Here is a 25,185-nt window from a genome sequence, read left to right as displayed (position 1 = left end):
CACACCTCGGTCCGAGCTTTGGAACGAGCGGCCGCCAGCACCGTTTCGTTCAGATCCGACGTGGTGCGCATGAGGTCGTCATAGCAGACATCACGGCGGCCGTGACTGCCCGGAAACAGAACGCCGGCAGTGGTGAGCAACGCGCGTGGGCGTTGCCGACCAGTGCCGGCGTTCGCACATCAGGGCTGACGACCAGGTGCTACTTGCTGAGCCCGTCGATCAGCTCCTGGTTGTTCTGCAGCCAGGCGTCGACACCGGCGTCCGGGTTCGACTTGTTCTTGATCAGCACCTCGTTCTCCAGGTCGGCCAACTGCTCGTCGGACAACGTGAAGTTCTTCAGCATGGCCGCCGCCATCGGATGGTCCGCGGCGAAGCCTTGGTTGCCGATGACGTGGATCTGCTCCTTGTCGCCCATCACGCCGTCCGGATCCTCCAGGTCCTTGATCGGGTACGCCGAGTACGCCCAGTGCGGGTGCCACAGGGTGACGACGATCGGATCCTCGGCCTTGGTGGCCTTCTCCAGTGCAGCCAGCATCGCCGAGGTGCTGGACGTCTGCAGGTCCAGATCGTCGAAGCCGTACTTGGCCAGCATCTCCTTGGTGACCCTGGTCAGGCCGGCGCCGGACTCGATCCCGACGATCTTGCCGTCCACCTGATCGGCGACGTTCTTCAGGTCGGCGATCGTGTTGACGTCCTTCATATAGGTCGGGACGGCGATGTTCAGCGTGGCCTGGTCGTACCAGGTGCCCAGGTCCTCGACCTTGTCCTTGTACTTCGCCCACTGCGGCGCGTGGGTCACCGGCAGCCAGACGTCGAAAAAGAGGTCGGCCTTGTCGTTGGCCACCGCGTCGAAGGTCGGCGACACCTCCAGCTGCTGCATCTTGACGGTGTAGCCCTTGTCCTCCAACACCTTCTTCCACAGATGGGTGACGGCGACGTCCTCGTCCCAAGGGATGTAGGCGATGGTGATGTTGGTGTCCTCGTCGGCGCCGATACTCCCAGCGCCGGCGCCGGCCGCACCGCTGCCGGCCGCACTACTGCCGGCCGCACCGCTGGCCGCACCGCTGCCGGCCGCACTACTGCCGGCCGACTCGCCACCTGCCGCACTGCTCTGGGTCGACTCGCTGCCGCCGGCGGCGGCATCGGCAGCACTGCTGCCACTGCTGTCGTCATCGCGGCTGCCACAGGCGGCTACCGACATGGCGACCGCGCCGGCGAGGGCGACGGCCAGGAACCTCAGTTTCTTGCTCTGCATGTTCTCCCCTTCATCGTTCGTGCAGCTGTTTGCACCGTGTTCAGTTCACTGCAGTTCTTCCTTGCTCGCGGTTTCACGCCGTGGCGGCCGCCTTCTTCCTGGGTCGGCTCGCCCTGGCCACCGCCGACTTGTCCCCGAACGCCGACGTCAGCCGGTCGAGGTAGATGGCCAGCACCACCACGGCCAGCCCGGCCTCGGACGCCGTCACCAGGTCGAGATTCGAAATACCTTGGTACACCGGCTCACCGAGCCCACCGGAGCCCACCAGCCCGGCGATCACCACCATCGACAGCGACAGCATGATCACCTGGTTGATGCCGGCCATCACGGTCGGCATCGCCAGCGGGAACTGGATGCCGCGCAGGATCTGCCGACGCGGCGCGCCGAACGCGTGGCCCGCCTCCACCATCTCGGGGTCGACCTGGCGGATACCCAGCTCGGTCAGCCGGACGCCGGGCGGCATCGCGAACACGATGGTGGCGACCAGGCCGGTGGTCGGCCCGACACTCCAGAAGAACAACGCCGGAACCAGATAGACATAGGCCGGCATGGTCTGCATCAGGTCCATCACCGGCCGGATGATCCGGGAGGCGATCCCGTTGCTGGCAGCCAAGATTCCGATCGGGATGGCCAGGATCATCGCTATCACCGCCGCCACCAGCACCAGGGCGAACGACTCCATCGCCTCGGGCCACAGATCGGCGGTCGGCATCGCCTGGATCAGCAGCAGTCCGATAACCGCGAAGAGCCCGAACAGCCAGCCGCGCACCCAGGTGCCGAGACCGGCGAGCAGCAACACCATGATCAGCGGCGGCACCCAGTTGAGGAAATCCGTCAGACCGTCGTTCAGGGTGGTCAGCGCGTCGTCGATCACGTTCAGCAGTGGGCCGAGATTGTCGTTCATCCAGCTCACCACGTTGTTGAACCACTGCCCGACGTTCAACGTCGGCAGGAAGTCACTGTTCCACAGACTCACTGCGTCACCTCCTGCTCAGATCCCTTGGTGCTCAACGCGTTCAACAGGGTGACCCGGGGGATCACGCCGACCAGTCGATCGCGCTCGCCGAGCACCGGCAGTGCGCCGCGACTCTCGGCGGACTCACCGAACAGGTCGGCCAGCGCAGTGCCTTCGGTGACGGTCGGAATATCGGTGCGGATCAGTCCGGCCAGATCCGACTGGCCGTGCTGCACGGCGGCGGCCACGTCGTCCTCGGTGACCACCCCGCGCAGCACCCGGTCACGGGACACCACGAAGAGTTGCGACACCTGGTTCTCCCGCATCAGCTTGTGCGCCATCCGCGGCCCCTGATCGGCGCCGAGCAGCACGGCGGGTGGCTCCATCACCGACTCGGCCGTCAGCACCCTGGCGCGGTCGACGTCCTGGACGAAGGAGGCGACGTAGTCGTTCGCCGGGTCGTTGAGGATCTCCTCGGCGGTGCCGATCTGGACGATCCGGCCGTCCCGCATCATCGCGATCCGGTCGCCGAGCTGCATCGCCTCGTTGAGGTCGTGGGTGATGAACAGGATGGTCTTCCCCAGCTGTTGCTGCAGATCGATGAGCTGGTCACGCATCTCGCGGCGGATCAGCGGGTCGAGCGCACTGAACGCCTCGTCCATCAGCAGGATGTCGGTGCCGGCGGCCAGTGCCCTGGCCAGTCCGACCCGCTGCCGCATGCCGCCGGAAAGCTCGCCGGGCAGCGACCCCGCCCACTTGTCCAGGCCCACCATCCGCAGCGCCTCGTCGGCCTTCGCCATCCGGTCCGACCGGTTGAGTCCGCGGACCTTCAGCCCGTACGCGGCGTTCTCGCCGACCGTGCGGTGCGGGAAGAGGGCGAAGTGCTGGAACACCATACTGATTCGGTCCCGGCGAACTGCCCGCAGTGCTTTCGGCGACAGGGTGGTGATGTCCTGGCCGTGCACCTGCATCGAGCCGGCAGTGGGCTCCAGCAGTCCGTTGACGGTGCGGATCAGCGTCGACTTGCCGGATCCGGACAGGCCCATCACGACGAAGATCTCGCCGTCGTCGACCTGGAACGATGCGTCGATCACGGCGGCCGTCAGGCCGTCGGCGCGCAGCGTCTCCCTGCTGTCTCCGTTGTGCAGTCGCGCGACTCCTCGTTCGGCGTTTCGTCCGAAAACCTTGTAAATACCTTCGGCTTTGATCGCCGGCACAACACTCCCAACAAGTCCATGCACGAGTCGGGTCCCGGTCGGGGCCCTGACAAGGCATCGACGTTAACAGTGACCGGTGGTTCGCCCCAATCGAACGACCTTAGGGCACAGCAACTCCGCCGAGTTGCCGGCCGAGAGCTGTTACAGACAACGGGATCTCGTCGCCGTTGTTCCGGAGGTCACAATTGCGCATACGTCCGGAATGCCGTCGCCGATCGAACTCCTCGATCAGGATTCGGCGCGACCGAGCCGCCAGTACCCCATGAAGGCGACCTGCTGACGGGCCAGCCCGCACTCGCCGACCAGATGACGACGAATCGCCTTCACCGCGCCGGCCTCGCCCGCGATCCAGGCCCGGATGCCTGGACCGGCGGCCGATGCGGTGGCTTCGGCAGGTTCGTCCGGCACCTCCCACACCAGCTCCTCGTCGTCCGGTTCCGGCAGTTCGGTTCCCGCTTCGTGCCGACCCGGCTGCGGCCGGCCGGGCTCCGGGCGCCAGGACGTTCCGGCAGCAGCCAGCCGGGACCCGCAGCCGGCACCGTCGCGTGGCAGCCAGACGATCCGGATGCCTTGGGGCGCAGTCAGGGTGATCGCGTCGGCAGGCTCCGGAACCTCGATCAACGCGGTACCGGTTGCGTGCCAGGGCAGCCGCTCCAGGATCGCCGCGATCGCCGGCAGCGCGGTTTCGTCACCGGCCAGCAGCAGCCCTTCGGTCACCGAGGTGACGAACTCCAGCCCGCCGTGTGGACCGCCGTGACCGGCGCTCGGCGCCAGCACCGCCGCCTGCAGCTCTGGACGGCTCCGGGCCGACGCATCGGCCTCCAACAGCCGGCACACCCAAGCCGAGGCCGGTCCGCTGACGCCGTGCAGCACCATGTCGAGGTCCAGTTCGGCCGTCTCGGTACCGACGCCCCGCACCGCCCGGATCGTGTAGGTACGCACCGTTGGCCGGTTCCGATCCGGCATCGCCCGCAGGAGTCGGTACCAATCGGCACCGGTCGGGAGTTCGTCCAGGTTCCCGCCGGCCGGCGGCAGGATCAGCTTGATCCGCTGGTCGTAGCCGTTGTCGGCCAGATCCGCCAGGCCGCCGGGGTCGGTGCCGCGCAGGGTGACCCGGACCAGGTGCGGACTCAGCCGCTGCACCCGGTGGGCCAGCACGCGGAAGGTCGCCCAGGGCAGGACCTCGGTGGTGCGGGTCGCAAGCTCAGTCACGAGTTCTCCAGAGCAGGTAGACGAAGTACGGAGCGCCGATCACGGTCGCGACCAGGCCGGCCGGCAGTTGAGCCGGGAAGATCACCGTGCGGCCGACGGTGTCGCCAACGCTCACCAGGACGCCGCCGATCAGCGCGGCGACCGGCAGCACCCGGCCGTTGCGGGCACCGACCAGCGCCCGCGCGCAGTGCGGCGCCACCAGTCCGACGAACCCGACGACCCCGACGGCGCAGACCGCGGCCGCCGTCAGCAGTGCGGCACCGCCCAGGTGCAGCAGCCGCGCACGTTCCAACTCGACCCCGAGCAGCCGTGGGGCATCATCGTCGAGCGACATCAGGTCGAGCCTGCGGCGACCCGCCATCATCAGCGGCAACAGCACCACCAGCAACACGGCCACCGGCAGGATCTGCGTGATCGTCCGGCCGTAGGTGGAGCCGGACAGCCAGGTGAGCGCCTTCACCTGGTTCCACGGGTCGGTCAGCACGATCAGCATGCTGATCAGGGCGGTGCCACCGGCGAAAACGCCGATGCCGACCAGCACCAGTCGACCGGAGTCGAGGCCGTTGCGCCTGGCCAACAGGTAGACCAGGCCGAAAGCCAGCACCGCGCCGGCGGCCGCCGCGGCCATGATGGTGACCGCCCCGGCCGCCGGGAACACGGTGATCACCAGCACCGCACCGAGCCCGGCCCCGGCGGTGATTCCGAGCAAACCCGGCTCGGCCAACGGGTTTCGGCAGACGGCCTGAACCGTGGTGCCGGCCGCGGCCAGCGCGGCACCGGCCAGGAACGCACCCAGCACCCGCGGCATCCGCTCGTCCAGCACGCCGGACAGTTCGACGCTCGACCGACCGGCCAGCCAGTTCGGCAGGTCGCCCAACAACACCAGCCGTCCGCCGAGGACGATGCCGGAGACCAGGAAGATGACGGCGGCGACAATCGCCACCGCGAGCCAACAGGCGAACCGGCGGCGGCTGCCGGTGGCTACTGCGCCGGTGCTGCTGGCAACCCTGGACGCCGACGTCCGGCGGGCGATCGCCACCAGCAGGATCGCGCCGAGCACCGTCGTCACCACCCCGGTCGGCACGTTGACCCCGGCCGTGTCGCCGAAGATGGCACGCAGCAACACATCCGCACCGATCACCGTGACTGCGCCGATCAGCGCGGCGGCCGGGTACCGCACCCGATGCCTGGCCAACCCGGGCGCGAAACGCACCAACAGCCCGACGCTGGCCGGGGCGAACAGCCCGACGAAACCGATCGGCCCGGCCATCGCCACCGCCGTGGTCGCCAGCAGCACCGACACCAGCAGCACCACCACCCGGAGCCGCCCGACGTGCACCCCGAGCATGCTGGCCGTGTCGTCGCCGAGTGCCAGTAGGTCCATCCGGTGGCTCAGCAGCAGCAGCACGCCGATCGCCGCCACCATCACCGGCAGCAGCTGCCGGACGGTGTCCAGGTCGATCTGTAGCAGACTGCCACTGCCCCAAGCGAAAAGGCCTGCCGTCTCCTGCTGGAACAGGATCATCATGGTGCTGGTGACCGCGGACAACGCCATCGCCAGCGCCGTCCCCGCGAGCACCAGCCGCGCGGTGCTGCCGCTGCCGCCGATCAGCACCACGACTCCCGCCGCCAACAGTCCGCCGATGAAGGCCACCCCGTTGCCCGGCAACGCCGGTAGCGAGATGCCAAGCGCGGCAACCATCGTGACCGCGAACTGGGCGCCGGCGTTGACCGCCAGAGTGTCCGGCGAGGCCAATGGGTTGCGGGCCAGCGACTGCATGGCCACCCCGGCGACGCCGAGCACGACGCCGACCAACAGGCCGGTCACCAGCCGCGGGATCCGCGACCCGGTCAGGATCGTCCCGACCAGGGTCCGATGGGCGTCATCGCCGCTGTGCGTCAGCTGCGCCCACAGATCGGCCAGCCCGATGCCGGACGTGCCCTGAGTCAGATGAAAGGCCGCCAGCACCAGTAACAATGCACTGACGCCGGCGAACAGCAAGCCGATCCTGGCCCGGCCGCCGGCGGGCAGTGCCGGTCTGCCCCCTGACCCGCCGGGCGCACCGGCGTTGCCCGCCGGTGATCCCGCCGGGTCGCTTTTCTGGAGGTCGAGGGCGGTCACAACGGGACGATCAGGCGCCGTAGGCCGCAAGGACCTGCTCGACGAAGAAGTCGACGGAGGCCGGACCGCCGAAGGTCCAGGTGCCGGTCCTCAACTTCGTCAGCTGCTCACTCTTGACGAAGGGCAGCGACTTCCAGATCGGGTTCTGCGCCAGCCCGTCGACGAAAACGTCCTCCTCCGAGGCGCTGTAGAACAGCCGCAGCGCCGGGTCGGTCATCGCCGCCATGCCCTCCACGTCGGTCTGGGCCAGGCCCCAGGCGGCGTCGCCCTTGCCGGTCCAGGCGTTCTTCAGCCCGAGCGCCTCGGCGACGTCCGAGTTCTGCGAGCCCTTCGCGAAGACCCGGATCGCCACCGCCGACCCTTCCTTCCAACCATCCGCCATCAGGAACGGGTCGCCGGCGTTGCCCGCTGCGGCCAGCGCGGCCTTGCCGTTCACGAGGGTGGAGTCCATGTCCGCCAACAGCTTCTCCCCGGCGGCTTCGGTCCCGGTGGCCGCGGCGAGCAGGGTCACGTCGTCCCGCAGCCGGTCCAGCTGACGGGTCGGATCGGTGCCCTTGGTGACCAGCACGGGCACCGAGTTGCCGATCAGCTTCGCCTGGTCGGCACTGTCCCCGGTGATCACCACCAGGTCGGGCTTTAACGCCAGGATGGCGTCGATGCTCGGCTCACTGCGGGTGCCGACATCCTTGACCGACGAGTCCATCGGCTCGGCGACATCCCAAGTGGTGTAACCCTTCAGGTCGGCCACCCCGACCGGCATCACCCCGAGCGAGGCGAGCGTCTCGGCCTCGCCCCACTCCAGGGCAACGACCCTGGTGGCCGGCTTCTCCAGCGTCAAGGTCGTTCCGCGCCCGTCGGTGATCTCGACCGGCCCGGTCGCGCTCGAAGCCGCGCTCGAAGCCGCACCGGCCGAGGGGGCGACGCTCGATCCCGCCGCCGCGTCGCTACCGGGACCCGAATCGGTGCTGGTCTCCGTTTCGGTCGTCGCCGCGACCGCCGACGCGGCCGCTCCGGCGGCCTGGGTGCCGGCCGCCGCCGGGTCCTCGGTGGTGCCGCAGGCCACCGTCAGCGCGAGCAGCGCGGCGGTGCAGAGGCCAAGGGCGGTACGGGTTCTGCTCATGAAGCGATCTCTCCTGGTTCTCGGCCGGCCGGTGCGGCGCACCGGCTCGACTGGGCATGCCCAACGGGTTGACGGGAATGACGGGTAATCGGGCCCGGCTCAGCGGTCGGTTCGGGTGCGCCGCAGCGGACGGGTGGTCAGGACGCCGGTGGCCGGATCCGTGTGCACCGCGATCGGCACCTGGTACACGTCGGTGAGCCGATTGGCAGTCAGTACCTCGGCGGGTGACCCGTCGGCGATCACCCGGCCGGCGGCCAGCAGCACTACCCGATCGGCCACCTCGGCGGCATGGTTGAGGTCGTGCAACACCACCCCGACAGCCACCCCGCCGGCCGCCAGATCGCCGATCAGGTCGAGCATCTCGGCCTGGTAACGCAGATCGAGGTGGTTGGTCGGTTCGTCCAGCAGCAGCACCGCGGTGTCCTGGGCGAGGCACGACGCGAGCCAGACCCGCTGGATCTGCCCACCCGAGAGTTCGTCCACCCGGCACTCGGCCAGGTCCGCGACCCCGGCCGCCCACATCGACCGCTCGACGATGGCCGGGCCGGCGGGATCCTGCCGGCGGAAGCGACCCTGGTGCGGGTTCCGGCCGAAGCCGACCAGGTCGCGGACCGTGACCCCGTCCGGGGTGGGTCGCTGCTGGGTGAGCAGTGCAACCCGCTGGGCGAAAGCGCGACGGCTCAGTGCCAGGGCATCTGTGTCCCCGGCTACGGCACGGTCGCCGGCTACGGCACGGTCGCCGGCAACGGCACGGTCGCCGGTTACGGCACGGTCGCCGGTGACGGCAGGGCCGCCGGTCAGCACGACCTGACCGGACTCGGCGGTGTGCAGCCGGGCCAGGGCTCGCAACAGTGTCGACTTGCCGCTGCCGTTCGGACCGACCAGTGCGGTGACGACACCCGGCTCGATCGCCACATCTGCAGCGTGGACAACGGTGCCGGTCCGGTAGCCGAGGGTCAGGCTGCGGCCGGCCAGCCCGCCGGCGGCCGACCGGTTCGAGGCGGCGGCTGCGGGCAGCCGGGCGGCATGGCTGCCGGGAGCGGGCGCGGTCATCGTCACCAGGCAAGGCTAACCTTACCAATGGGGGAGACGTCAAGTCCGGGTGACGAGCGTCGCGTCGACCTCAGGCTCCGGTGTCGGACAGCATTCCTACAGTGCGTGCATGCGACGATTCGAGGACGAAGATCTGCGGGGCGCGGAATTCCGCGAGTGCGATATGAGCGAGGCCCGGCTGGTCGGCGTGGTCATGCAGGACGCCGAGATCGACGGCCTGGTCACCAATCTGGTGGTCAACGGCGTCGAGGTGACCGGCTTCGTCGAGGCCGAACTCGACCGGCGTCATCCGGTCCGGTTGTTGATCCGGTCCGATGACCCGGCCGAGCTTCGCGAGGGCCGCCGGCAGCTGGATGCCGAGTGGGCGGCGACGGTCGAGCGAATGCGGCGCACTCCCGGCATCGAGCACCGCGGCGTCAACGGCGAATGGTCGGCCGTGCAAACCCTGCGGCACCTGGTGTTCGTCCACGACTCGTGGTTCCGCCGTTGCTGTCTCGGATCGACCGCGCCGTTCACCGCGCTGGGGCTGGCGACGGACTTCGTTCCCGACCGCGAGGGGCAGGGCCTCGATCCGGACGCGACGCCGACGCTCGACGAGGTGCTCGCGGTGCGACGCACACAGGCTACTGAGCTGCAGGACTGGCTGGCCGCCGTGACCCGGGAGCAGCTCGACGCGCCGGCCCCGATCCCCGATGGCCCCGGTTGGCCGCCCTACGCCCGCGGCCGGTCGGTGCGACAGTGCCTGAGTACCGTCCTCGACGAGGAGTGGGCGCACCACAGCTTTTGCCGCCGGGACCTCGATCTGCTGGGTGCCTGAGGTCCGGCCGTCGCCGAGTTGCGGTTCAGCCGAAGTGCCAGTCGTTGGTGTCGACCACATCGTCGGCGAGGTGCGCGTACGGGTCGTCATCGCTGCCGGTCTGGTAGCCCGTCTCGAGGCCGGCGCCATCATCCGGCGCCTGGTCCGCCGGACCCTCGGTGGTCACCGTCGACGGGTCGGCGTCGTCGCCGGCGTCGGACGCACCTGTTCCCGGGTCGTCGGTGCGGCCGGGATGGTCCCGGTGATCCGAACCGTCCGCGCCGGCGATCGCACCCGGGTCGGACGCCTCGGCTCCGGCGGCCGGATCCGTTGGCTCGTCCGGGGTTTGCCCGGAGTCGTCAGCGGCGCCCGTACCCGCCGGGCGGGCATCCGCCGGATCGCCGGTGATCGGCTCGGCGAGGTTCCAGTGGCCGTTGCCGGCCGGGTCGTGGTAGGCGACGTCGAACGTGCCGTCGTGCTTCGACGACACCAGGATGGTGTCCACGGTGCCGTCACCGTCCGAGTCGTACGCGACGGCGTCCCGGTGACCGGAGCCGTCGAAATCGAGCGCGATCCCGTCGGCCACTCCGTCGCCGTCGACGTCGGTATCGGCCAGGCCGGTGTAGATCTGGGTCGGCGTGTGGCTGTCGCCGAACGAATAGCTCAGGGTGACGCCCGTCGCGTCCGGGCCGTCGGCCTGACCCGGTTCGTCATCCGGGGGTCCGAGCTGCATCGACACCGATTCGGCCGTGTCCCAGGCGCCGTTGCCGGAGTGGTCGTAATAGGCGGTGTCGTAGGTGCCGTCGTGCCTCGACGACACCAGGATGGTGTCCACCGCGCCGTCACCGTCCGAGTCGTAGGCGATCGAGTCCCGGTGGCCGGAACCGTCGAAGTCGAGCCGGATTCCGTCGAGGGTGCCGTCGCCGTCCACGTCCACGTCCGGCTTTCCGGAGTAGTCGGTACCACCGAAGATGTAGGTCAGCTCATCGCCCGGCCCGACCTGTGCACTGCTGCTCGCCATCGCGGAACTGCCTTCCCGTGTTGTGCGTGGGACTGGGCGCCCCGAAAACCGCACCCTGTCGACTCGGTTCGGACGGTACGGATCGAAGCCCGGTTCCGGGGCCCGGAGCGGGAGGTCGACGACCATGACCACTCTCCTGGGGACTTGCCGATGTACCAAATGGGTGATTAACGTGGATTCCAGCCGGCTGAATCCGCTGCCGATCTCTGGTGCCGCGACTCCTGGCGACGATCAGTCACGGGAGGATCCGGCATGCCGCACTTCGCTACCGTTCACCGGAACGAGCAGCGGGCCGCCCATCCGCGTGATCGGCTCGACCCGGCCCAGGGGGATCCGACGGGGGCGAACCCGGTCGGTGCCGCCCTGCGTGCGCCGGCGCCGGTGCCCGGAACGGTGTTGGGCCGGCTCCGCCGCCAACCGTCGGACGATCCGCTGGGTGGAACCGAGGCACCGGACACGGTGGTGCAGGCCCTCCGTCGCCGGCGCGGAGGCGGGCAGCCGCTGCCGCAGCAGCTCGCGGGCCCGATGGGACAGCAGCTGGGCGTCGACCTGTCCGGAGTGCGGGTGCACGCCGATCCGGACGCCGGCCGGCTGGCCGGCGCCGTCCAGGCCGCCGCATTCACCCACGGCCAAGACATCTACTTCGCCCCCGGTCGCTACCGGCCCAGCTCGGCCGCCGGGCAACGGATGTTGGCGCACGAGGTGAGTCACGTCGCGGCGCAGCAATCGGGTGCCGACCGCGGCAGCGCCGGCCCGCTGACGGTCGGTCGCGCCAACGATCCGGCAGAGGCGGCCGCCGACCGGATGGCGGACGGCGTGATGAGCGCGCTGCGGCGCACGGCGGCCGTCACGCCCGGCCGAACGGAGGTCGCCACGGACCGCACTCCGGAAACGGTGCTGACGGCATTGCGCCGGTCCGCGGAGGCCGGCCGGGACGAGGCTGCGGTACTGCGTCGCTGGCCGTGGAGCAGGGGTTCGAAGAGCTCAGCCTCCGGCGGCTCGGCTTCCGAAGGTCCAGCTCCCTCGACAACCCCCAAGGTGAAGAAGGTCAAATATCCACGCACCATCGACCTCGGGGCCGAACGGGTCCGGGTGGAGAAGGAGGCCGACGAGGCAGAGGCCGCCGCCATCGTGAAGCTGCTGAAGGACACCTACGGCATCGACCTGTCCTCCGCGACAGCGGTCGCTGGACTGAAGGCCCAGTACACCAAGGTCGCCGCGAAGGTGCTCAACAAGGTCGCCGCCGGGGTGTGGCGGATGTCGGAGCTGCGAGCGCTGCGCACCGCGCTGGTCAGCTACGCCCCGATTCTCGGCGCGGCAAGGGCCGGCTCGTCGCTGTCCGCCGAGGTGCAGGGCGTCACCACCATCGGCAAGATGAAGAAGGCGATCAACCGGAACGTCGCCAAGGGCAAGCTCGAGTCGAGCACGGTCGGTGAGTACTTCAAGGGCAGTTCGAGCCTCGGCCTGTTCGAGGCCGGCACCAAGTACACGGACACCAGTTTCGTCGCCGAGGGAAAGACCAAGAGCGACGTCGACACCAGCCTCACCGCAACCGCGATCCACGAGATGGCACACGGTCTTGTGGTGCCACGGGTGCTGGACAAGTGGTTGGCAGAGATGAAGTACTGGAAGAACACCTTCACCGCCAGCGGTCTGGACAATATGGAACCGCCGCCGACGGATTACGGCGAGACGAACGCGAAGGAGGACATCTGCGAATCGACCGCGATGTTCTTCGTCAACCGGCCGCAGTTGAAGAAGGTGGCGCCGAAGCGGGAGGCGTTCATGGCGGCCGAGGTGGCCGGCTGGACGCCCGCCCAGGCAGATGCCGCTGCCGACGATGCGGCCGGCGAGCCCGGCAGCGAGTCTCCGCCGTCCGGCGGACCGATCGCCGCCCCGAGCGACACCGATCCGGGCGCCTCGACCCCGATCGTCACCCCCACCCAGCCCACGGCCGGCCGTCAGGACCCGACGACAACCATCGGTGCTGATACCTCCGGCGACGTCCCGGTGCTGACGGCCAGCTGATGACCCTCGATGAGATGCTCGGCCTGCCAGGCGCACCGCTGAGCGTGGCGGCCACCCTGACCGGCGCCGACACCGCCAGCCGCGCAACGGGTTTCGCGTACCAGGGGATGACCGGCCTGGACGCCATCGACACCCCGGGCGGCGGCTGTCTCTACCTGCGCGGCGAGGAACTGGTGCTGATCTACCTCGGCGATGCCGCCCTCCCAACAGGGCTGGACGACGAATCGCTGCGCACCGCACTCGGGACCGCCGGTGACGAACTTCCGTCCAGGGAGGGCAAGACCGCCTCGCTGCACGTGGTCGCCGACCAGGGCGTCGCCTGGTCGGAGGACAACGGCGCGATCGGGTTCGTCGAGCTGTTCCCGCCGACCACCGGCCGGGACTACCGTCGCCGGATCTACCGGAAGCCACCGAAGTTCGTCCGCTGAGCCAGTCCTGATCGCGCGTCGCCTGTACGAAGGTGACGCGACCGAACCGGACCCGCTGGTGGACCGGGTCTTCGACGAGATCGAACGACCCATCAGCACCGGGTGAGCGGGCGAACGATCAGGCGCGGTCGTGGAGGGTGATCTGGTAGCCGTCGGGGTCGGCGAAGGTGAACGTCCGGCCGAAGGGTCCGTCGATCGGTGCGGACACGATCGGGTGGCCGTCGGCGACGAGCGCATCGTGAATGGCCTGGACGTCGGTGGCATGGAGCCAGATCGCGGCACCGATGCCGGGCTGGGCAACGGACGCCAGATCGGTGCCCGGAACGATGTCTCGCAGTGCGAACGCGATCGGCTTCGTCTCGAAGACGACAGCATGGGGAGGGCCCGCCGGAGAGCGGACGAGGCCGAGGTACTGCTCGTAGAACGCCTGCGAGGCGTCGAGATCGCGCGCCTGCAGGGAAATGAAGTCGGGGCCGGTGGCAGGCATGGTGATACTCCTTCTTGTCGTGTCAGTTTTCTGACACCAATCAATTTATGTCAGAATGCTGACATGAGTCAAGACGGACCGGGTATCGATCTGGAGACCTCGCTCGGCTACCTGCTGAAGGAGGCCTCGAGCGCCCTTCGCGCCGCCATGGACGCAGTGCTGCGGCCGCTCGGGATGACCGTGACGCACTACTCCTGCCTCGAGCTGCTGGCTCAACGCCCGGGTCTGTCCAACTCCGAGCTTGCGCGAGGTGCGTTCGTCACCAGGCAGTCGATGAACGTGCTGCTGCAGGCCTTGGAACGGGACGGGTACGTGACCAGGCCGGCCGAGGCGCCCGTGGGGAAGGTTCTGCCCACGCGGCTCACGCCACGCGGTCGGCGAAGCCTCGCGACGGCGACCGCTGCCGTCCGATCCGTCGAGGTGAGGATGCTGAGCGGGATGACGCAGGCCCAGCAGTCGGCTGCGTTCACCGCTCTGCAGAGCATGATCGGTTCCCTGAAGGACCAGGACGCGCGCGGGTGAGTCGTGGCCGGCGTCCGTCTGATCAGGCACCCGGCTACGGCGTTCCGAGGCCTTCCCTTTTCGCCCAGGCCAGCAGTTCAACCTCGGCGTCCGCCGGATCCAGCGGCCCGCGTTCCAGCCGCAACTCCTTGAGGAACGACCAGGCCCGGCCGACCAGCGGCCCCGGCGGAATGTTCAGCAGCTGCATGATCGCGTTGCCGTCCAGGTCCGGGCGCACCCTGGCCAGGTCCTCGGCCGCCGCGAGTTCGGCGATCCGCCGCTCCAGCGAGTCGTAGGCGCCCTGCAGCGCCGCCCGCCGCCGCTTGTTGCGGGTGGTGCAGTCGGCCCGCACCAGCTTGTGCAGCCTGGGCAGTAGCTCGCCGGCGTCGGTCACGTACCGGCGGACTGCCGAGTCCGTCCACTCGCCACCGGCATACCCGTGGAACCGCAGGTGCAGGAACGTCAGGTCAGCGATGTCCTCGGTGAGATTCTTCGGAAACTTCAAGGCGCGCAGGCGTTTGCGCACCAGCTTCGCGCCGACCACCTCGTGGTGGTGGAAGCTGACACCGCCGTCGGGCTCGAATCTGCGGGTGGCCGGCTTGCCGATGTCGTGCAGCAATGCCGCCCAGCGCAGGGTCTCGTCGGCCCCCTCCGCCGGATCCTCCTGGGCCATCGCCTGCTCCAGCACGGTCAGGCTGTGCTGGTAGACGTCCTTGTGCTGGTGGTGCTCGTCGCGTTCCAGCTTCAGCGCCGGCAGCTCGGGCAGCACCAGCTCGGCCAGTCCGGTGTCCACCATCAGGGTCAGCCCGGCCCTGGGGTTGGCGGTGAGCATCAGCTTGCGCAGTTCAACCTGCACCCGCTCGACGGTGATCCTGGCCAGCTGCGGTGCCATGTCGGTCATCGCGGCGACCACCCTGGCCGTCGGGGTGACCCGGAGCTGGGAGGTGAACCGGACCGCGCGGAGCATCCGCAGCGGGTCGTCACCGAAGCTCTGCTCCGGAGCGGCCGGGGTGTCCAGCCGACCCGCGGCCAGATCGCGCAGGCCGCCGAACGGGTCGGTGAATTCGTGCGCCGGCAGCGATACCGCCATGGCGTTGACGGTGAAGTCCCTGCGCTGCAGGTCGTGGTCCAGGGTGTCGCCGAAGGTGACCACCGGGTTGCGGGAGTCGCCGTCGTACTGATCACTGCGGAAAGTGGTGATCTCGATGACGAAGCCGGCCTTGCCCACCCCGACAGTGCCGAACTCGATCCCGGTCTCCCAGACCGAATCGCCCCAGTCCCTGACCAGGTCGAGGATCTGCGCCGGCCGGGCGTCGGTGGTGAAGTCAAGATCGTTGCCGAGCACGCCGAGCAGCGCGTCGCGGACCGACCCGCCCACCAGATGCAGCTGGAAGCCGCTGCGCTGGAACAGTTTCCCCAGATCGTCGGCCACCGGCGAGATGCGCAGCAGTTCGGCCACCGCATCCTGTTGGGCACGGGTCAGCCGGGCGGCATCGGCCGCCGGCTGATCAGGTGGTTGCACGGCCGGCCGGCCTGGAGTCGGGGGCGGATCAGACACGTTGGGCGATTCTACGGGCAGTCGGACGCACGCTCGGCCCGCCGAGCGCGACCGGAGGGCACCGAGACGTCGCAAAAGATCCCGAGGCCGGATGATTTCCCTCCCGGAGGGCACCGAGACGTCGCAAAGGATCCCGAGGCCGGATGATCTCCCGACCGGAGGGCACCGAGACGTCGCAAAGGATCCCGAGGCCGGATGATTTCCCGACCCGAGGGCACCGAGACGTCGCAAAGGACACCACGGTCGCGAGCTCGGGCACCGCGTCACCGGCGGCGCGAACGGCCAGCGTTGAGTCGGTGAGCCGACCGGGGCACCCAGGGCGCCCCACTACCATCGGACGAATGCCCGCTTCTGCACGCTCTCGACCCCGGCGGCGCCGGGCGGACGAGACCTCGGCGGGCGGCCTGGTGGTCCGATTCGCGGACGGTGTGCGGGCCGGCGCGCTGATCGGCCGGCTCGACCGGCGCGGCAGGCTGCGCTGGTCGCTCCCCAAGGGTCACGTCGAACGGGGCGAGACCACCGAGCAGGCGGCGGTCCGCGAGGTGGCCGAGGAGACCGGCATCGACGGCCGGATCACGGCCCGGCTGGGCAGCGTCGACTACACCTTCACCGTTGAGGGCCGGCGGGTGCACAAACGGGTGCACCACTATCTGATGGAGGCCGTCGGCGGCGAGCTGTCCGACGAGGACGTCGAGGTGACCGAGGTGGCCTGGGTCCCGCTGCAGGAACTCGACGAACGCCTTGCCTACGCCGGCGAACGGCGGCTGGTCCGCAAGGCCACCGACATGTTGGCGGACGACGCGTGAGCGAGCTTGCATGACGGGCGCGGAACGCCGGGCCGCAGCGAACCGCGGGGACGAACCGTCGGCACGCAGCGGCGGCAACGAGCCAGGGACGAGCCAGGGGGAGACAGCGTGAGGGCGGGCCGCCTCGCGGCGGTGATCGCGCTGGTGCTGGCGCTGGCGGCACCCCTGCTGTTCGCCGGCCTGCCCGCAGCAGCTGCCGGCACGACGGTCGGAGCGGTCGACAGACGTAGCGCGGTTGTCCCGCCGGCCGCCGCCGGCACGCCGGGCACCACGGCCGACAGAGGTAGCACGGCCGCCCCGTCGGGCATCTTCGCCGACACCCTGCAGTTCATGCTCACCGCGCTGACGCCGTCGGTGGTCACCACCCGCAGCGGGAATGCGCTGGCCATCCGCGCCGCGGTGACGAACACCGCCGAGGTACCGGTGACCGGCCTGATCTTCCGGCTGCAGCGCGGCGCGGCGCTGACCAGCTCCGCTGCCGTCCAGAAGGAGATCGACACCCCGTCGACGCCGACCGAGGTGATCACCGGCGACTGGGTCAAGCTGGCCGACCGGATCGACCCCGGCGCCCGCACCAACCTCGCGGCGGCCACCACCATCGTCGGCCAGGGGGTCGACAGCCTGCGCATCTCCCATCCAGGCGTCTATCCGCTGATGGTCAACGTCAACGGGGTGATCTCCGATGACGGGGAACAGAAGGAGGCCCGGCTGGGCGAGTTGCACGTGCTGATCACCGTCACCTCGGTGCCGGCGGTGCCCGGCACGGCCGCCACCGCGCCCGCGGCGCCCGCAGCCCGCGCCGCGGTCCCGTTCGGACTGATCTGGCCGCTCACCTCACGCCCGCACCGCGGCGTCGGCGGGGTGTTCCTGGACGACTCGCTGGCCACCGACATCTCGCCCGGCCACGTGCTGGCGGACCGGGTCGATGCGCTGGCCAACGCCCATCTGCCGGCCGGCACCGCGACGCTGGCGGTCGACCCGTTGCTGCTGGACGAACTGGACGCGATGAGCAAGGGGTACCGGGTGCAGCGACCGGGCACCGTGCAGGGACCGATCACCCAGGTGCCCACGCCGGCCCCGACCACCACGGCCGCGACCACCGGCAGCGCGGGCGGGCAGAGCGAGACCGATACCGCCTCGTCCGGCACCGCGATGTCCGAGCCTGCGGTATCCGGCGGCGTACCGGCGACCGCCGGCGCGGCCGGGTCGTCCCCGGCGTCAGCCCCTGCCGCGTCAGACCAGACCGCGACCGACGCGGCCACCGGGTCGACCGCGGCCGCCGGGGCGACAGAAGCGGCGCCGAACACCGTCGCCGGCACCGGCGCGGCAGCGGCCGCAGCGTTCCTCGGCCGGCTGCGCGAGCTGGCCGCCGGGACCCAGGTGCTGGTGCTGCCGTACTCGAACCCGGACACCGCCGCGCTGGTGCGCTCCGGCGACTCCTTCACCACGTCGGCCGCCACCGGCCGGCAGGTGGCCGCCAGGGTGCTGGGCAGCCAGCAGCTGATCGACGATGTGGCGCTGCCGCCGAACGCCGTCACCGATGCCGCGACGCTGGACGGGTACCGGGCCGCGGGTTACGGCTCCGTCCTGCTGTCCGCGGCCGGTCTGAGCGGCGACGACGGCGGCGGCGTCGGGCTGGCGAGCACCGCGGTCGGCGCCGAACTGCCCGCCCTGCTCGACGATTCGGATCTGCAGACGGTGCTGGATCAGGTCATCCATCCCAGCTCGGGGACCGGCGCGCTGGCCCTGAACTCGGTGGTGGCGCTGCTGGCCCGCCGATCGTTCGACGGCGACCAGCGGATCGTGCTGCGGATGCCGGACCAGGTGGTCGCGGCCGCCGGCCTTGACGATCTCGGCGGCGCCCTGTCCGCGCTGGCCGGCGATGGATCGGTGGCGCCGGCCGACCTACCGAGCCTCACCGCTGCGGTCCGCTCCGACCCCCGGGCCCCCGCGCTGACCGTCGCCCTGCCGGCCGCCGAGCAGGCCTCCCTGCTCGATGCCGGTTACCTGCGCCGGGTGCGGGACGCGCAGACCGAACTCGACCTGCTCGCCGCGGCGCTGCCGGCAACGCCGGATCCCGGGGCAGCTGCCCTGATCGCCGAGCTGAAGGCCTCGTTGGCCCCGCTCACCTCGACCTCGCTGCGGGTCGACCGCAGCCCCGGCGATGCCGTGCTGTCCACCGTCGATGCGACCATCGCGCACCTGCGGGCCGGGGTGTCGATCCGACCGACGGTCGGCTCGTACACGCTGGCCTCATCGGATTCGCCGCTGGTCCTGACCGTCCAGAACACGCTGCCGTTCCCGGTCAAGGTGAAGGTCCGGATCGACGGCGGGCAGCAGGCCGGCCTCAGCACCCCGCCGCAGGACTGGCTGACGCTGGCCGCCGACACCACCCGACAACTGCAGATCCCGGCAACCGTCAGCCGAGCCGGTACGTTTCTGGTTTCGGCCCAGCTGATCGGGCCGGACGGCCAGGAATGGAACGACCCGGTCCCGCTGAAGATCAGGTCGAACGCCTACGGCGCGTTGACCATCATCCTGATCTCGGTGGCCGGCGGTGTGTTGTTGTTGATGGTGGCGCTACGGATCTGGCAGCGGTGGAAGGCCCGGCGCGACCGGATCGCCGCCGCGGCCGCCCAGCAGGCGGAGCCGCCGCCACCGCCGGCGGCCGGCTCGATCATCGCCAGCGCCAGCGACCCGGAGGAGGGTGAGGAGTCGTGAACGAGCGTGCCAGGGAACCATCAGCGCTGAACGACGCCAACCCGCGAGGGACGAGCGGGACGGGGTCGTGACGATTCCGCGCGGCCCCTGGGAACGCCGTCCCGAGCAGAGCGCGGCCGGCCGACCCGGGCCACGGCACGCCCGCGACGATGCTCCACCGGCTGCCGGCCCGCCACCGCAGCCGAGGCAGAACGTGGGCCCGTACCTGAGCCCGAACCCAGGGCCGTTCCAGGTGCCGTTCTTCCCCGGTCAGGAGGACGCCACCGTCCTGATCCAGCGGATCACCGATGAAGTCGACATCACTGCGACGACTCCGCGGGTGGTGGTCGATGATCGCCCGCCGGGCGGGCCCGACGACGGCGACGGCGCTGCCCGGGGCGGGCCGGACGACGAACCGATGCGGACCGCCAGGACCGGCGGTGTTGTCCGGGCCGGCGCGATGATGGCGGTGGCCACCTTGGCCAGCCGGATCACCGGGTTCATCGCCAAGGCGCTGCTGCTCGGCGTCATCGGACTGACCCTGGTCAACGACTCGTACAACCTGGCCAACACGCTGCCCAACATCGTCTTCGAGCTGGTGATCGGCGGCGTCCTCACCTCGGTGGCCATCCCGCTGCTGTCGCGGGCCAGGGCCGATCCCGACGGCGGTCAGGCCTACACCCAACGACTGATGACGATGGCCCTGGTCGGGCTGATCGTCGTCACCGTGTTGGCGGTGTTGGCGGCGCCGGTCTTCACCGCCATCTACAGCTCCGACAGCAGCCACGCCGACCCGGAGCTGACCACCCGGCTCGCCCGGCTGTTGCTGCCGCAGATCTTCTTCTACGGCATCGCGGCGCTGTTCGGCGCCATCCTCAACACCAAGGAGCGCTTCGCCGCCCCGGCCTGGGCACCGCTGGCGAACAACCTGGTGGTGATCGCCGTGGCGATCGTGCTGGGGTCGATGGGCGGGATCAGCACCACCGGGCTGACGGCACCGCAACTGCTGTTGCTCGGTCTCGGCACGACGGCCGGCATCGTGGTGCAGGCCGCCGTCATGCTGCCCTCGCTGCTGCGCTCCGGCTTCCGGTTCCGCTGGCGCTGGGGTGGCGACCAGCGGCTCGCCGAGGCCGGCGGGCTGATGCTCTGGTCGATCGCCTACGCACTGATCTCTGCGGTCTCGTTCGTCGTGACCACCAGGGTGTTCACCGAGAAGGTGGCCGGCGCGCTGTCCGGCTACTCGTTCGCCTCCATGCTGTTCCAGCTGCCGTACGGCATTCTCGGTGTCTCGGTGCTGACGGCGATCATGCCGCGGATGAGCCGGCACGCCGCCAACGGCGACATCGAGTCGGTCAAGGACGACGCCTCGCTGGCCAACCGGCTGTCGGCCATCGCGTTGATGCCGGTGGCGGTGGCGATGCTGGCGCTGTCCGGGCCGCTCGCGGTGATCACCACCCGCTACGGCAAGGTGGACGCGGCCGGTTCGGCGATGATCGGCGGCACGCTGGCCGGGTTCGCCCTCGGCCTGGTGCCGCTGGCCGTCACCCTGGTGCAGATGCGGGTCTTCTACGCGATGAAGGACGCCCGCACCCCGACACTGATCAACGCCGTGATGGTCGCCGTGCGGATTCCGTTGATCCTGCTCTGCGCGAACCTGCGCACCGATCTGATCGCCCCCGGCATCGCCGTCGCCACCACCGCCTCGTACCTGGTCGGCGCGGTGGTCGGCGAGGCCTGGCTGCGGGCCCGGTTCGGCGCGATGGGCACCGGTCGGCTGCTGCTGACGGTGCTCAAGATGACGCTGGCCGCCGGGTTGGCAGGCGTCGCCGCCTGGTGGGTGGTGGGCCGGATGAGCGAACCGGTCGGCGCTTCCGGCGCGATCATCCGGTTACTCGTCGGCGGGGCGGTGGGGCTGATCGTGCTGGTCCCGGCCATGCTGGTGGTGCGGCTTCCCGAGGTGGATCCGCTGCGCCGACGGATCGCGGCGGCGCTCGGCTTCGGGCCGCGGCCGGTGGTGTCCGACGGCGTTGCGGCAGCGGCGCCGTCACCGACTTCCGTTCCGCAGGTGGCACCATCGATGACGCACACCGCACCAGCGCGCCCGGCCCGGGCGCCGGTTCCCGACAGTCAGGAGTCCGACCCGGTGGTTTCCGTCCCCCCTGGATCCGAGCCGGCCCGTCCGCCGGCCGACGAGGCGACGCCGGCCGACGCTCCGCCGACGCCCACGGACGCACCGCCGACACCCACGGACGCACCGCCGACACCCACGGATGCACCGACGACACCCACGGATGCGCCGACGACACCGACGGACAGCGGCGCCGACGAGACCGTGTCGATCCCGCCGCCGCCCGGATCCGAATCGGCCCGCCCCCCGGCCGACGAGGCGCCTCCGGCGCCCGGCGTCACCATCGGCGGCCGCTACCGGCTGGTCAGCCAGGTGGCGGTGGACGCCGCCGGCAACCGGTTCTGGCGGGCGAAGGACACCGTGCTGCCGCGGGACATGGCCGTCACCCTGCTGCCCGATTCGTCGGGCACGTCAGCCACCGTCGCTCGCACCCTGCGGGCCGGGCGGCTGCATCACATCGGCCTGCCGCAGACCCTGGACCTGGGTACCGACCGTGGGCAAACCTTCGTCGTCGGGCAATGGGTGGACGGGGCGACGCTCACCGACCTGCTGGCCCGCGGACCGCTGGAACCGGCGGTCGCCAGTTCGATCGCCGGCAAGATCAGTGAGGCGGTGGCGGAGGCCCACCGCAATGGCCTGTCCCTCGGCTCGATCAGCCCGTCGCTGGTGCGGGTCAACGTCGACGGCCAGGTCCGGTTCTCCCACGTCATCGCCCATGCCGCCGCCACCCCCGATGAGGACATCCGGGCGCTCGGTGCGGTGCTGTACCTGATGTTGACCGGCACCTGGCCGGCCGGCGAGCAGGTTCCGATGGTGCCCGGAGCGAACCTGAAGGCGGCGCCGCACCGGAACGGCCGGGAGATTCCGGCCGACGAGGCGAACGAGGAGGTCCCGGCGCCGTTGGCCGACCTCACCGAACGGGCTCTGCACCCGGAGGACCCCAACGGAATACACGCGGTCGGCGCCCTGGCCACCCTGCTGCGCTCTCCCGAGCCCGCACCGTCGGCCGGGATCAGCGCGTTCGCCGGCGCACCGGCCGGTCCCGGGCGACCCGCGCCCGAACCGCCGCCGCCGACCATGTCGCCTGCCGATCGCAAGCTCCGCAAGGAGCGCCGGGTCAAGCTGGGTCTGGCCGCTTCGCTGATGGCGGTGTTCGTCGCGCTGATGCTGATCATCGTGGCGACGCTGGCGAAGAACGCGCTGACCGGGATCAACGAGTCGAACGCCGCCGGATTCGACCAGCTGGCCGAGTCCTCGCAGCCCACGGTGTCCGCGACCACGGCCAAGCCCGCCGGCGGGCAGGGCAGCAGCGGCCCGACCGGCAACAGTTCGTCGGCCGGCAGCGCCACCACGACGGCACCGGCCGCCAAGAAGGTCAAGATCATCGGCTCGGCGATCTACGACCCGGAGGGGCAGGGGTCCAAGGACTACGAGGACCTGCGGGACCGACTGTACGACGGCGACCCGTCAACCGAATGGCTCACCTGGGTCTACAAGCAGCAGTTCAAGCCGAAGGCCGAGGGCGGCTACAAGGTCGGAGTCGGCGTGGTGTTGCAGTTCGAGCGCGACGTCACCCCGCAGTCGGTCGAGATCACCGTGCCCGAGGGCGCCGGCGAGATGACGGTCGAGATCCGCACGGCCGGCGGGATGGACCCCGGACCACTGGCCGGCACCACGGTCGTGGGTTCAGGAACGGTGGCCGGCGGACCGGCGGCCATCCCGGTCAGCGGGGCGCCGAAATCGCCGTATCTGCTGGTCTTCCTCACCCAGATCCCGGGTTCGGGGAACACCTACCAGGCGAAGATCGGCGAGATCGTGGTGAACGGAAACTGACCCGGCCGCGGCCCGGTCAGGCGGCGCCGGCCCGGGCCGGAGTTGATCTCTTTCGACCCTCGCGGTGGAGCCCGTTAGGCTCTCGGGGTGCCAGTCCTCGATTCCGGGCGTTCCGACGCCGACCTGATCGCCGCTCACGTGGCCGGCGACTCGGGCGCGTTCGGTGAACTCGTCGCCAGGCACCGGGACCGGATGTGGGCGGTGGCGTTGCGCACCCTGCGTGATCCGGAGGAGGCCGCGGACGCCGTCCAGGAGGCGCTGATCTCGGCCTTTCGGGCGGCCGCCCGGTTCCGCGCCGAGTCGGCCGTCACCACCTGGTTGCACCGGATCGTGGTGAATGCCTGCCTTGACCGGATCCGCCGCAAGCAGGTCCGGCCGACCGTCCCGTTGCCCGAGGAGGGGTCAGGGACTCCCGGCGATCCCGCCGTGTTGGCCGCGCCGCGGGACGCGATGGCCGACCGGGAACTGCAGATGGACATCACCGATGCGCTGGCGACGCTGCCCGACGAACAGCGGGCGGCCATCGTGTTGGTGGATATCGAAGGTTACCCAGTGGCCGAAGTGGCGCGCATGCTCGAGGTGGCCGAGGGGACGGTGAAGAGTCGCTGCGCTCGGGGGCGCGCGAAACTTGCCGTGCTACTCGGGCACCTACGGAACCAAGACTCCTCGAGCGGCGTCGAAGCTTCGAAAGCCGCATCCGGATCTGGACCCCCGACGGGCCGGGTCGGGGGAGGAGCGGCGCCGCATGCGCATCGAGGGAGCACCCCATGACCACCGAGTTCCAGGGCCCGTACGGGCCACCCTGGGACGTCGACGTCGTCGCTGACGTCCACGCAGGCGTGTTCCCACCAGAGCAGACCGCCGAACTCCGCCGGCTGATCGCGGACGACCCACAGGGGGCGGCGATCCTGGCCGCGTTGGACAGCACGGTCGACGGGTTGTCCCTGATGCCCGCGTTGACCATGCCGGAGTCGGTGGTGAAGCGGCTCGACGCGGCGCTGGCCGCGGAATACGCAGCACTGACGCCGGCGACCCCGGCCGGCGTCGGATCCGGATCGGCCGGTAGCGCGAACGGACCAGGGGCCGGTGGGACAGACGTCATCCGCGGGCACCTCGGCGCGCTCCTGCGGCCGGGAGCGGCCACTGCCGGGCCGGGCGCCGTCGGCGCCCAGCTACCGCGCCAGGTCGGCTCCGCCCGGCCGGTGCATCCGCCCCGTCGACAGCCCGTCATCCCGGCCGTGTTGCCCGGCGGGCCGCGCCCCACGGCAGGGATTCCGGCACCGGCCGCAGCAACCCCGGCGCCGGCCACCGAACCGGGTGGCCCGGCCGCGAACATCACCGACCTGCGCACCGCCACCGGGAACCGGCCGGCCGACGGGCGCCCGCCGCGCGCTGCCGCACCGTCGGGTCCGACCGGACCCAGCCGGGTCGGCTCGCTCGAAGCGCAGCGCGCCAAACGCCGGCGCTGGACCGGCGGGCTGCTGGCCGCCGCGGCAGTGGTGGCGATCGGCGCGGTGACGGCAATCTCGCTGACCTCCGGCAACGGCAACAATGTCGCCGGCAGCGCGGCGCCGACCGAGACCGTCACGATCCAGACCGGCGTGCCCGCCCCTGGGGCCGGTAACAACGGCGATGCCCCGCAGGCACTGGTGCTGGAGCCGGGCAAGTTGGGCGATTCGCTGGACCAGATCGAGGGCAACATGACGCCCGGCGGTCCGCTCGCGAACCCGGTCACCCAGGCCGCCTGCCTCGGCGCGAACGGCATCGACCCCCGCGACATCTCCGGGATCACCCAGGTGACCTACCAGGGCAAGCCGGCCTACGCGATCGCGGTGAAGCAGGAGAACAACACCAAGGTCGATGTGGTGGTGGTCGGCGAGAAGTGTGGCACCGACGGCGCCGCCGACACCCTGGACAGCCAGGTCGTCACCCGCTGACCCGCCCGGTTCGCGGGTTCAACTGCGG

At 70.5% G+C, this 25,185-nt stretch carries 19 protein-coding genes; 9 read left to right on the top strand and 10 right to left on the bottom strand.

Annotation, left to right across the window (positions count from 1 at the left end):
* Positions 1 to 199 precede the first annotated feature (199 nt).
* The 7 genes from K340_RS29125 to K340_RS0110465 all read right to left on the bottom strand — a co-directional run bounded on the left by K340_RS29125 (position 200) and on the right by K340_RS0110465 (position 8,934).
* The gene (locus K340_RS29125) at positions 200 to 1,255 is read right to left on the bottom strand and encodes a glycine betaine ABC transporter substrate-binding protein (RefSeq protein WP_211229374.1); all 1,056 of its coding nucleotides are present in this window, start codon (positions 1,253 to 1,255) and stop codon (positions 200 to 202) included.
* 73 nt (positions 1,256 to 1,328) lie between these two features.
* On the bottom strand, positions 1,329 to 2,231 hold the full coding sequence (locus K340_RS0110490; RefSeq protein ID WP_029136669.1) for an ABC transporter permease: 903 nt from the start codon (positions 2,229 to 2,231) through the stop codon (positions 1,329 to 1,331).
* A complete protein-coding gene (locus K340_RS0110485) occupies positions 2,228 to 3,427 on the bottom strand; it encodes a quaternary amine ABC transporter ATP-binding protein (RefSeq protein WP_029136668.1) in 1,200 nt (399 codons plus the stop codon). Before K340_RS0110485 ends, K340_RS0110490 begins: the two co-directional genes overlap by 4 nt.
* Positions 3,428 to 3,655: 228 nt before the next feature.
* Complete coding sequence (locus K340_RS0110480) at positions 3,656 to 4,639, bottom strand: siderophore-interacting protein (RefSeq protein ID WP_029136667.1); 984 nt, start codon at positions 4,637 to 4,639, stop codon at positions 3,656 to 3,658.
* Positions 4,632 to 6,761 (bottom strand): iron ABC transporter permease, encoded by a 2,130-nt coding sequence (locus K340_RS0110475; RefSeq protein ID WP_051265782.1) that lies wholly within the window; start codon positions 6,759 to 6,761, stop codon positions 4,632 to 4,634. The genes K340_RS0110480 and K340_RS0110475 overlap by 8 nt, the downstream gene beginning before the upstream one ends.
* A 10-nt stretch (positions 6,762 to 6,771) precedes the next feature.
* The gene (locus K340_RS0110470; protein ID WP_029136665.1) at positions 6,772 to 7,881 is read right to left on the bottom strand and encodes an ABC transporter substrate-binding protein; all 1,110 of its coding nucleotides are present in this window, start codon (positions 7,879 to 7,881) and stop codon (positions 6,772 to 6,774) included.
* A gap of 99 nt (positions 7,882 to 7,980) precedes the next feature.
* Positions 7,981 to 8,934 carry an ABC transporter ATP-binding protein gene (locus K340_RS0110465; protein WP_029136664.1) on the bottom strand — a complete coding sequence of 318 codons (954 nt, stop codon included), beginning with the start codon at positions 8,932 to 8,934 and terminating at the stop codon, positions 7,981 to 7,983.
* A 109-nt stretch (positions 8,935 to 9,043) separates the two neighbouring features.
* Between K340_RS0110465 and K340_RS0110460 the strand changes: the two genes are divergently transcribed.
* Entirely contained in the window at positions 9,044 to 9,751 is a 708-nt protein-coding gene (locus tag K340_RS0110460; RefSeq protein WP_029136663.1) for a DinB family protein, read from the top strand.
* A gap of 25 nt (positions 9,752 to 9,776) precedes the next feature.
* On the opposite strand, the gene K340_RS36625 is transcribed toward K340_RS0110460, so the two are convergent.
* Positions 9,777 to 10,751: a hypothetical protein gene (locus tag K340_RS36625; protein ID WP_211229372.1), complete on the bottom strand. Its 975-nt coding sequence runs from the start codon at positions 10,749 to 10,751 to the stop codon at positions 9,777 to 9,779.
* Between the two features lie 252 nt (positions 10,752 to 11,003).
* Here K340_RS36625 and K340_RS34145 point away from each other — a divergent pair, with 252 nt between their 5' ends.
* Together K340_RS34145 and K340_RS0110445 are read left to right on the top strand one after the other, a co-directional pair.
* Positions 11,004 to 12,779: an eCIS core domain-containing protein gene (locus K340_RS34145; protein WP_084614257.1), complete on the top strand. Its 1,776-nt coding sequence runs from the start codon at positions 11,004 to 11,006 to the stop codon at positions 12,777 to 12,779.
* Complete coding sequence (locus K340_RS0110445; protein ID WP_029136661.1) at positions 12,779 to 13,207, top strand: hypothetical protein; 429 nt, start codon at positions 12,779 to 12,781, stop codon at positions 13,205 to 13,207. Before K340_RS34145 ends, K340_RS0110445 begins: the two co-directional genes overlap by 1 nt.
* Before the next feature lie 118 nt (positions 13,208 to 13,325).
* Here the strand turns inward: K340_RS0110445 and K340_RS0110440 are convergent, their stop codons facing one another.
* On the bottom strand, positions 13,326 to 13,694 hold the full coding sequence (locus tag K340_RS0110440; protein WP_029136660.1) for a VOC family protein: 369 nt from the start codon (positions 13,692 to 13,694) through the stop codon (positions 13,326 to 13,328).
* 63 nt (positions 13,695 to 13,757) lie between these two features.
* Here K340_RS0110440 and K340_RS0110435 point away from each other — a divergent pair, with 63 nt between their 5' ends.
* A complete protein-coding gene (locus tag K340_RS0110435) occupies positions 13,758 to 14,216 on the top strand; it encodes a MarR family winged helix-turn-helix transcriptional regulator (RefSeq protein ID WP_029136659.1) in 459 nt (152 codons plus the stop codon).
* Positions 14,217 to 14,250: 34 nt separating this feature from the next.
* Here K340_RS0110435 and K340_RS0110430 read toward each other — a convergent pair whose 3' ends face one another.
* On the bottom strand, positions 14,251 to 15,717 hold the full coding sequence (locus K340_RS0110430) for a CCA tRNA nucleotidyltransferase (RefSeq protein ID WP_029136658.1): 1,467 nt from the start codon (positions 15,715 to 15,717) through the stop codon (positions 14,251 to 14,253).
* A gap of 377 nt (positions 15,718 to 16,094) precedes the next feature.
* On the opposite strand from K340_RS0110430, the gene K340_RS0110425 reads away from it, so the two are divergent.
* The 5 genes from K340_RS0110425 (at position 16,095) to K340_RS34135 (ending at position 25,157) form a co-directional block, all read left to right on the top strand.
* The gene (locus K340_RS0110425) at positions 16,095 to 16,559 is read left to right on the top strand and encodes an NUDIX hydrolase (RefSeq protein WP_029136657.1); all 465 of its coding nucleotides are present in this window, start codon (positions 16,095 to 16,097) and stop codon (positions 16,557 to 16,559) included.
* Positions 16,560 to 16,667: 108 nt separating this feature from the next.
* Complete coding sequence (locus K340_RS0110420) at positions 16,668 to 19,280, top strand: DUF6049 family protein (protein WP_029136656.1); 2,613 nt, start codon at positions 16,668 to 16,670, stop codon at positions 19,278 to 19,280.
* Between the two features lie 67 nt (positions 19,281 to 19,347).
* Positions 19,348 to 23,220: a murein biosynthesis integral membrane protein MurJ gene (gene murJ, locus K340_RS34140; RefSeq protein WP_154674180.1), complete on the top strand. Its 3,873-nt coding sequence runs from the start codon at positions 19,348 to 19,350 to the stop codon at positions 23,218 to 23,220.
* 87 nt (positions 23,221 to 23,307) lie between these two features.
* A complete protein-coding gene (gene sigM, locus K340_RS29105) occupies positions 23,308 to 23,991 on the top strand; it encodes an RNA polymerase sigma factor SigM (protein ID WP_084614256.1) in 684 nt (227 codons plus the stop codon).
* Positions 23,988 to 25,157, top strand: a complete 1,170-nt coding sequence (locus K340_RS34135; RefSeq protein WP_029136655.1) for a hypothetical protein — start codon at positions 23,988 to 23,990, stop codon at positions 25,155 to 25,157. The genes sigM and K340_RS34135 overlap by 4 nt, the downstream gene beginning before the upstream one ends.
* The last annotated feature ends 28 nt before the right edge of the window (positions 25,158 to 25,185 follow it).

The sequence above is a fragment of the Nakamurella lactea DSM 19367 genome (assembly GCF_000426645.1).
Classification (GTDB): domain Bacteria; phylum Actinomycetota; class Actinomycetes; order Mycobacteriales; family Nakamurellaceae; genus Nakamurella; species Nakamurella lactea.
Note: the sequence above shows the minus strand (reverse complement) of the source record. Positions and strands in the feature narration are given on the sequence as shown.